Source organism: Kitasatospora sp. NPDC058406 (assembly GCF_042722765.1).
In the GTDB taxonomy this organism is placed as follows: Bacteria; Actinomycetota; Actinomycetes; order Streptomycetales; family Streptomycetaceae; genus Kitasatospora.
Genome location: NZ_JBHXKE010000327.1, coordinates 1 through 8,309, shown reverse-complemented (window position 1 = coordinate 8,309; position 8,309 = coordinate 1). Strand labels below are relative to the sequence as shown.

General features: G+C 75.2%; 7 protein-coding genes. 6 read left to right on the top strand and 1 reads right to left on the bottom strand.

Annotated elements, in window-relative coordinates; translation table 11 throughout:
• The first annotated feature begins 49 nt into the window (after positions 1–49).
• Positions 50–748 (top strand): class III extradiol dioxygenase subunit B-like domain-containing protein, encoded by a 699-nt coding sequence (locus ACFWOG_RS37370; RefSeq protein WP_329882569.1) that lies wholly within the window; start codon positions 50–52, stop codon positions 746–748.
• Positions 749–769: 21 nt separating this feature from the next.
• Here the strand turns inward: ACFWOG_RS37370 and ACFWOG_RS37365 are convergent, their stop codons facing one another.
• A complete protein-coding gene (locus ACFWOG_RS37365) occupies positions 770–1,033 on the bottom strand; it encodes an antitoxin (RefSeq protein ID WP_329949987.1) in 264 nt (87 codons plus the stop codon).
• 170 nt (positions 1,034–1,203) lie between these two features.
• Here ACFWOG_RS37365 and miaA point away from each other — a divergent pair, with 170 nt between their 5' ends.
• The 5 genes from miaA (at position 1,204) to hflX (ending at position 8,270) form a co-directional block, all read left to right on the top strand.
• A complete protein-coding gene (gene miaA / locus ACFWOG_RS37360; protein ID WP_380363901.1) occupies positions 1,204–2,181 on the top strand; it encodes a tRNA (adenosine(37)-N6)-dimethylallyltransferase MiaA in 978 nt (325 codons plus the stop codon).
• A gap of 227 nt (positions 2,182–2,408) precedes the next feature.
• Positions 2,409–2,939, top strand: coding sequence for a hypothetical protein (locus ACFWOG_RS37355; protein ID WP_329882572.1), 531 nt, complete (start codon positions 2,409–2,411; stop codon positions 2,937–2,939).
• A gap of 140 nt (positions 2,940–3,079) precedes the next feature.
• Positions 3,080–3,988 carry a diaminopimelate epimerase gene (gene dapF / locus ACFWOG_RS37350; protein ID WP_329949989.1) on the top strand — a complete coding sequence of 303 codons (909 nt, stop codon included), beginning with the start codon at positions 3,080–3,082 and terminating at the stop codon, positions 3,986–3,988.
• 197 nt (positions 3,989–4,185) lie between these two features.
• On the top strand, positions 4,186–6,654 hold the full coding sequence (locus ACFWOG_RS37345) for a RelA/SpoT family protein (RefSeq protein WP_380363898.1): 2,469 nt from the start codon (positions 4,186–4,188) through the stop codon (positions 6,652–6,654).
• A gap of 107 nt (positions 6,655–6,761) precedes the next feature.
• The gene (gene hflX / locus ACFWOG_RS37340) at positions 6,762–8,270 is read left to right on the top strand and encodes a GTPase HflX (protein ID WP_329882575.1); all 1,509 of its coding nucleotides are present in this window, start codon (positions 6,762–6,764) and stop codon (positions 8,268–8,270) included.
• The last annotated feature ends 39 nt before the right edge of the window (positions 8,271–8,309 follow it).

Genomic DNA, 8,309 nt, shown 5'->3' with positions numbered 1-8,309 from the left:
GATCACGGATCCGGCCGGGCCGCTCGCGTTGTTCGTTACAGTGATCCACATGCTGGTTGCCGCCGCCGTCTGCCCCTGCCCGCCGCTGCTCGTCCCGGAGGTCGCCGCCGGGGCGGCCGCCGAACTGGAGCCGCTCCGCGCGGCCTGCGACGAGGCGGTGGCGGCGGTGCTCGCCGCCGCTCCGGACCTGCTCGTGGTGGTCGGCACCGGCCCCGAGCCCGAGGTGTGGACCGAGGGCGGCGCCGGCTCCTTCCACCGGTACGGCGTGCCGCTGGTGGCCGCGCTGCCGGGCGGCCGGGCCGAGGGTCCGGAGCTGGCGCCCGCGCTGACCGTCGGTGCCTGGCTGCTGCAGCGGGCCGGGGTGACCGTGCCCACCCACGCCTGTGCGGTGCCCGCCGACGCGCCCGCCGACCGGATGCTCGGGCTGGGACAGGGCCTGGCCGGGCTGGCCGACCGGGTCGGGCTGCTGGTGATGGGGGACGGCAGCGCCTGCCGCTCGGTCAAGGCGCCCGGCTACCTGGACGAGCGCGCCGAGGGGTTCGACGCCGCGTCGGCGCGGGCCCTGGGGTCGGCGGACACCGCGGCGCTGGCCGCGCTGGACGCGGACCTGGCCGCCGAGCTGAAGGCCGAGGGACGGGCCCCCTGGCAGGTCCTGGCCGGCGCCGCGGAGGGCGCCGGCCTGACCGGGCGGCTGGGCTACCAGGACGCCCCGTACGGGGTGGGTTACCTGGTCGCGGCCTGGAGCTGACCCTCCGGGCGGGGGCGTCCGTCAGACGGTCGGCCCCGGGGTGCCGCCGGCGGGGGCGTCGGGGCCGGACGCCGGGGGCTTGTGGGCGAAGTCGTCCACCGCCCCCTTGGCCTTGCTGGTGCCGTGCTCGATCTTCTCGGCGTACTTGCCCTTGGTGGCCTTGTCGATCGCGCCGCCGGCTTTGTCGACCGCCTGCTCGATCTGCGCGCTGTGCTTGCCGGCGAACTCGCCGGCCTTGTCCTTGAGCTCTCCGGCCTTGCCCTTGAGGTTGTCCATCAGACCCATGGCGCCTCACCCTTCCTCGTCCGTTTCCCTCACAACGTCCGTCGCGGGCGAACCGTTCGCAAGGACCCGGCGCGGCCGAAAACGGAGGTAATCGGTCATATGGTCGCCCGATCGGACGGGCCGGTCGGGGAGGGCCGTCGGCGGGTCGCCGTTTTTGGCAGACTTGACCGGTGAGCAGCTCCCCCACCGCCCCGCCCGCCCGCCCCGTCGAGCCCGGCCGGCCCCGCGTCGTCTCGGTCGTCGGCGCGACCGCCGCCGGCAAGTCCGACCTGGCCGTCGCCATCGCCCGCGCGCTCGGCGGCGAGGTGATCAACACCGACTCGATGCAGCTCTACCGGGGCATGGACATCGGCACCGCCAAACTCACGACGGACGAGCGCGGCGGGATCCCGCACCACCTGCTGGACATCTGGGACGTCACCGAGGCCGCCAGCGTCGCCGAGTACCAGCGGTCGGCCCGGGCCGTGATGGACCGGCTGCTCGCGGCCGGCCGCACCCCCGTCCTGGTCGGCGGCTCCGGGCTGTACGTCCGGGCGGCGATCGACGAGATGGAGTTCCCCGGCACCGACCCGGAGGTCCGCGCCCGGCTGGAGGCCGAACTGGCCGAAGCCGGCCCGTACGTGCTGCACCGGCGGCTGGCCGCACTGGACCCCGCCGCGGCCGAGGCGATCCTGACCGGCAACGGCCGGCGGATCGTCCGCGCGCTGGAGGTCATCGAGATCACCGGGCAGCCGTTCACCGCCAACCTGCCGACGAACACCGCCGTGTACGACGCCGTGCAGATCGGCGTCGCGGTGCCCCGGCCCGAGCTGGACGAGCGGATCACCCTGCGGGTGGACCGGATGTGGCAGGCCGGGCTGCTCGACGAGGTGCGGGAGCTGGAGAAGGCCGGCCTGCGGGAGGGGCGGACGGCCTCCCGGGCGCTCGGCTACCAGCAGGTGCTGGACCACTTCGCGGGGGAGTGCACCGAGGACGAGGCGCGCGCCGAGACCGTCCGGGCCACCAAGCGGTTCGCCCGGCGACAGGAGTCGTGGTTCCGCCGGGACGACCGGATCCACTGGCTCGCCCGCCCGGCCGGCACCGATCCGGTCGAGCTGCTCGGCCGCTCGCTGGAGCTGATCGACCGTCAGGAACCCGCCGTCCGATAGGCGGTTTCCGGCCACCCGGCGGTGCAGCTGCGCGCGCAGACGGGCGTGCAGGACGACCCGGCGGTCACGGCCGGATCACGTGATGGCCACGGATCACCCGTCTACCCCGGTCAGGCCCGGAACGCCCCCCTGGACATGCCATCATCGATGCCATAAGGGATCGGCCGGGCGGCCGATCGTGCCCGGCCGCGAGTTCGCACTCGTGTCGAACTGTCAGGGGAGGCCGCGTGTCGACGGGTACCGGCCCCGAAACCGGCCAGAGCGCCGGACAGCGGAGCGGCCGTGCCGCCACCGCGCAGGCCGACGGCCTCGACGCCTCGACGCTGCCCGATCTGCCGGTCCTGCCGGGCCTCGACGCACCCACCTCCTACGCGGTCGCGCTGCCGGCGCTGGACAGCGCCCCGGCCGGTGCCGTGCACGAGCGTGAGATCCGCCCGCGCCGCCGGCTCCGCTGGTGGCAGACCCTGCCGATCGCCCTGCTGGCCACCGCCGGTTCGCTGATGTTCGCCTTCCCGCTGGCGTTCGGCTCGGCCGGGGCCGGGTCGGCGATGATCGGGATGCTCGGCCTGCTGCTCACCGCGGCCTCGGTCGGCTGGGGCGCGATGGCCGCCCGGCACGCCGGCTACAAGTGGCCGGGTCTGCCGCGCCGCGGCACCGGCGAGCGGGCCGGGTGGAAGTCGATCGTGATCTACACGCTGATCGTGCTGGCCGCCTGCGCGCTGGCCCTGTGGCGAGTGGTCCGGCTCTCCGGTCGGTAGGGCGCCCGGGTGCGGCCGTCCGGTTCGTCCGCGCGGCCCGTCCGTCCCGTGCTGCCCCGCCCGTCCGTCCGCCCCGCCCGCCCGTCCGCCCGGTGGAACCGGAGCGCGGCCGTCCGGCCCGGCTCGGTAGCATCGGGAGGGTGACCGCCTCCTCCGCTCAGCCCGTCGGCCTTCCCTTCCTCAAGGGGCACGGCACCCAGAACGACTTCGTCATCGTCCCCGACCCGGACGGCCGGCTGGACATCGGCCCGCGCGCCGTCGCCGCGCTCTGCGACCGCAGGGCGGGGATCGGCGGGGACGGGCTGCTGCGCGTGGTGCGCTCCGCCGCCGACCCGGCCGCGGCCGGCCTGGCCGACCGGGCCGAGTGGTTCATGGACTACCGCAACTCGGACGGCTCGATCGGCGAGATGTGCGGCAACGGGGTCCGGGTCTTCGCCCGCTACCTGGTCGAGGCCGGGCTGGCCGAGCCGGGCGAGCTGGCGGTGGCCACCCGGGCCGGGGTGCGGACCGTGCGGATCGCCGAGGACGCCGAGGACGGCACGCCCGGCGAGGTCACCGTGGACATGGGCCGCGCGGTGCTGCCCGGTCCGGACGGGATCGAGGTCGCCGTCGGCGAGCGGCGCTGGCCGGCCCTGAACGTGAACATGGGCAACCCGCACGCGGTGGCCTTCGTCGAGAGCCTGGACCACGCCGGCGACCTGCTGGCCGCGCCGGCGACGAGCCCCGAGGGGGCCTACCCGGAGGGCGTCAACGTCGAGTTCGTGGTGGACCGGGGCCCTCGCCACGTCGCCATGCGGGTGCACGAGCGCGGCTCCGGCGAGACCCGCTCCTGCGGCACCGGCGCCTGCGCCGTCGCGGTGGCCGCCGCCCGCCGGGACGGCGTCGACCCGGCGGTCACCGGCGAGGCCGTCACCTACACGGTGGACGTCCTGGGCGGCCGGCTGATGATCACGGAGTACCCGGACGGCCGGGTGGAGAAGACCGGTCCGGCGGTGATCGTGGCCCGTGGCGAGCTGGAGCCCGGTCTGACGGCCGCACGGGAGGGGTGACACCCGCACGGCAGTGCGGAGCCGGTCGCGCCGGGCGGTGTGGTCGGCCGGTTTGCCCAATCCGTATGCGGCCGAATCCCCCCGTTCGGGTGATACCGATGACGGACGGGAAGCAGGGCATCGCGGAACGTGCTCTGCTCGGTAGCATGGACCACCGGGTCGGCCCAAGCTCCCGGTGACCGCTGCCGGAGGTGCCGATGACCATCGAAGCCGGGCAGCCCCTGGCGGGGCAGCCGACGACCGCACGGCAGGCCGGGCCCAGACGGCCCCTCGGAGGGCTGGGCCGGGCCGCCCTCGGCCGGGCCGGCCGGGCCGCGCTGCTGGCCACCGACCGCCCGCCGGTGCCGGACGCCCTCGAACCGCTGGTCCAGGCGCACCGGCGGCACCACCCGCAGGCCGACCTCGGCCTGCTCGGGCGCGCCTACCGGCTGGCCGAGGCCAGCCACCGCGGGCAGAAGCGGAAGAGCGGCGAGCCCTACATCACCCACCCGCTCGCCGTCACCATGATCCTGGCCCAACTCGGCGCCGGGACGACCACGTTGGTCGCCTCGCTGCTCCACGACACCGTGGAGGACACCGAGTTGACGCTGGAGCAGGTGGGCGCCGGGTTCGGGCCCGAAGTCGCCTACCTGGTCGACGGGGTGACCAAACTGGAGAAGGTCGACTTCGGCGCCGCCGCCGAGGCCGAGACCTTCCGCAAGATGCTGGTCGCCACCGGGGACGACGTCCGGGTCATGGTGATCAAGCTGGCCGACCGGCTGCACAACATGCGCACCATCCGGCACATGAAGCCGGCCAGCCAGGTGCGGATCGCCAAGGTCACCCGGGACGTGCTGATCCCGCTGGCCGAACGGCTCGGGATCCAGGTGCTCAAGGCGGAGCTGGAGGACATCGTCTTCGCCACCCTGCACCCCGAGGAGCACACCCGCGCCCGCGCCCTGCTCACCCGCCACGAGGCGGGCCAGGACACCCTGTTGGAGCCGTTCGCCCGGGCCCTGGACCGCCAGCTCGCCGAGGCCGGGATCGCCGCCGAGGTCACCGTCCGCCCCCGGCACGGCGTCTCGCTGCACCGGGTCCTGCTCAAGCGGGCCGCCGCGCCCGGCCCGGACGGCAGGCCGCAGGGGCCGCAGCCGGCCGACTTCGGGCGCCTGCTGGTGGTGGTCGAGGAGAACGCCGACTGCTACGCCGTGCTCGGCGAGCTGCACACCTGCTGGACGCCGCTGCCCGGCGAGTTCAAGGACTTCGTGGCCGCCCCCAAGTTCAACCTCTACCAGTCCCTGCACACCGCGGTGGCGCTGGCCGGCGGCGAGGTCGTCGAGGTGCTGGTGCGCACCCGGCGGATGCACGAGGTCGCCGAGACCGGCGTGGTCGCGCTCGGCGACCCCGGACAGCCGGGCGGCGGCGACCAGGGCGGCGACGAACTGGACCGCACCGACCCGGCCCGGCCCGGCTGGCTCTCCCGACTGCTGGAGTGGCAGCAGGAGACCCCGGACCCGGACGCCTTCTGGTCCGCGCTCACCGCCGACCTGGCCGGGGACCGCGAGATCACCGTCGTCACCGAGCACGGCGAAACGCTTCAGCTGAGGGCCGGCGCCAGCTGCGTGGACGCCGCGTACCTGCTCGGCGAGGAGACCGGCCACCGCTGCATCGGGGCCCGGGTGAACGGCCGGCTCACCGCGCTCTCCACCGTCCTGCGGGACGGCGACCGGGTGGCCATCCTCACCGACGAGCCCGCGGCGCCCGCCGGGTCCGCGACGCCCGACGGCGCCGGGACGCCCGGCCGGGAGGACGGCGCCCCGTCCGGGCCCGGCCGCCACCGCGCCGAACCGTCCGGCCCGGCGCCCGAGTGGCTGGCGCACGTCCGGACCCCGGCGGCCCGGCTGGCCATCGAACGCTGGCTGGCCGACCACCCGCCGCGCCGCCCGGTGGTCCGCACCGGCCCCTCGGCCGGGCAGCCGGCGCCGCCCGCGCACCGCGCCGCCCCCGACCGGCCGGCCGCCCCGGTCACCGTGGCCGGCCGCCCCGGTGCTCCGGTCCGGCTGGCGCGCTGCTGCACCCCCGTACCGCCCGACGCGATCGCGGGCTACCCGATCCGGGGCGGCGCGGTCGCCGTGCACCGGGCCGGCTGTCCGGCGGGGGAGCGGATGCGGGCCGACGGCCGCGGTGCGCTGGAGGTCGACTGGCGGCCGGGCGCGCCGCCCGCGGGCTACCGGGCCACCCTGCGCGCCGAGGCGCTGAACCGGCCCCGCCTGCTCGCCGACCTCACCGCGGCGATCTCGGAGGAGGGGGTCGGGATCGTCTCCGCCGAGGTCGAGCCGCCGCAGGAACTCCGGGTCCGGCACACCTACACCGTCGAGCTGCCCGACCCGGCCTCGCTCGCCGCCGTGCTCCGGGCCATGCTGAAGGTCTCCGGCGTGTACGACGTCAGCCGTCCGCACGCCCCGGCGGGCGGCGGCGGAGGGCGGACCCCGGTGGGCGGGGCGCCGGGGGAGGCCGTGCGGGAGGCGGCGGGAGAGGGGCCGGCGGACTCGCCGGGCGACGCGCCGCCGGAAAATGGGGATGACCGGTCCGCACCGGGCGTGCGAACATCATGGGGAATTCACGGCCGGACCGCGGCGTTCACCGGGCAGAGGAGTCTCAGCCGGTCCCTCGGTCCCGAGGGGTAGCTCACACCTCGCCCGAGTGGTAGACGGGGCGGCAGCTGGGCAGACTCCGGGCACGACCGTCCGTACGGTCGCGCACAGGCCACCCGTACCAGCAGCCTAAGGACAGAATGACCTCCACGTTCGACACCCGCGACCACGCCGACGCCCCGCGCCGCACGGACGGTCTGCGGGCGGAAGCCCTCATGGACGAGGACCTCGCGGCCATCGACGAGGACCTCGGCCACCACTACGACGGCGACCAGTACGACCGCAGCGAGCGTGCCGCGCTGCGCCGCGTCGCCGGCCTCTCCACCGAACTCCAGGACGTCACCGAGGTCGAGTACCGACAGCTCCGCCTGGAGCGCGTGGTGCTCGTCGGTGTCTGGACCGACGGCACCGTCGAGGAGGCGGAGAACTCGCTCGCCGAGCTCGCCGCCCTGGCCGAGACGGCCGGCTCCGAGGTGCTGGACGGCGTCATCCAGCGCCGCGACAAGCCCGACGCCGCCACCTACATCGGCTCCGGCAAGGCCAAGGAACTGCGCGACATCGTCGCCGCGACCGGGGCCGACACCGTCGTCTGCGACGGTGAGCTCACCCCCGGCCAGCTGATCCACCTGGAAGACGTGGTCAAGGTCAAGGTCGTCGACCGGACGGCCCTGATCCTCGACATCTTCGCCCAGCACGCCAAGTCCCGCGAGGGCAAGGCGCAGGTCTCGCTCGCGCAGATGCAGTACATGCTTCCGCGCCTGCGCGGCTGGGGTCAGTCGCTCTCCCGGCAGATGGGTGGTGGCGGCGCCGGCTCGTCCGGCGGCGGCATGGCCACCCGTGGTCCCGGTGAGACGAAGATCGAGACCGACCGTCGTCGGATCCGCGAGAAGATGGCGAAGCTCCGCAGGGAGATCGCCGACATGAAGAAGGGCCGCGACACCAAGCGGCAGGAGCGCCGGCGCCACCAGGTGCCGTCGGTCGCCATCGCCGGCTACACCAACGCCGGCAAGTCCTCCCTGCTCAACCGGCTCACCGGTGCGGGCGTGCTGGTGGAGAACTCCCTGTTCGCCACCCTCGACCCGACCGTGCGCCGGGCGCAGACGCCGAGCGGCCGGGTCTACACCCTGGCCGACACCGTCGGCTTCGTGCGGCACCTGCCGCACCACCTGGTCGAGGCGTTCCGCTCCACCATGGAGGAGGTCGCCGACGCCGACCTCATCCTGCACGTGGTGGACGGCTCGCACCCCGAGCCGGAGACCCAGCTGGCCGCCGTCCGCGAGGTGGTCGTCTCGGTCGACGCGCAGAACGTGCCCGAGATCGTGGTGATCAACAAGGCCGACGCCGCCGACCCGCTGGTGCTCCAGCGGCTGCTGCGCCGCGAGCCGCACGCCATCGTGGTGTCGGCCCGCACCGGCCAGGGCATGGAGGAGCTGCTCAAGCTCATCGACGACGAGCTGCCGCGCCCGGCCGTCGAGGTGCACGTCCTCGTCCCGTACACCCAGGGCGGCCTGGTCTCCCGGGTGCACGCCGAGGGCGAGCTGATCGCCACCGAGCACACCGCGGACGGCACGCTGCTGCACGCCAAGGTGCCGGCCGAGCTGGCCGCCGAGCTGGAGCGCTACACCGTGGCGCTGACGCCGCAGGGCTGATCCGGTACGCCGACGGGCCCCGGTCCGCCCTCCCTCGGG

What these genes read in the sequence shown, in the direction of transcription:
- ACFWOG_RS37370 (WP_329882569.1), top strand. Translation starts at nt 50, where the DNA reads ATGCTGGTTGCCGCCGCCGTCTGCCCCTGCCCGCCGCTGCTCGTCCCG.
- ACFWOG_RS37365 (WP_329949987.1), bottom strand. Translation starts at nt 1,033, where the DNA reads ATGGGTCTGATGGACAACCTCAAGGGCAAGGCCGGAGAGCTCAAGGAC.
- ACFWOG_RS37345 (WP_380363898.1), top strand. Translation starts at nt 4,186, where the DNA reads ATGACCATCGAAGCCGGGCAGCCCCTGGCGGGGCAGCCGACGACCGCA.
- hflX (WP_329882575.1), top strand. Translation starts at nt 6,762, where the DNA reads ATGACCTCCACGTTCGACACCCGCGACCACGCCGACGCCCCGCGCCGC.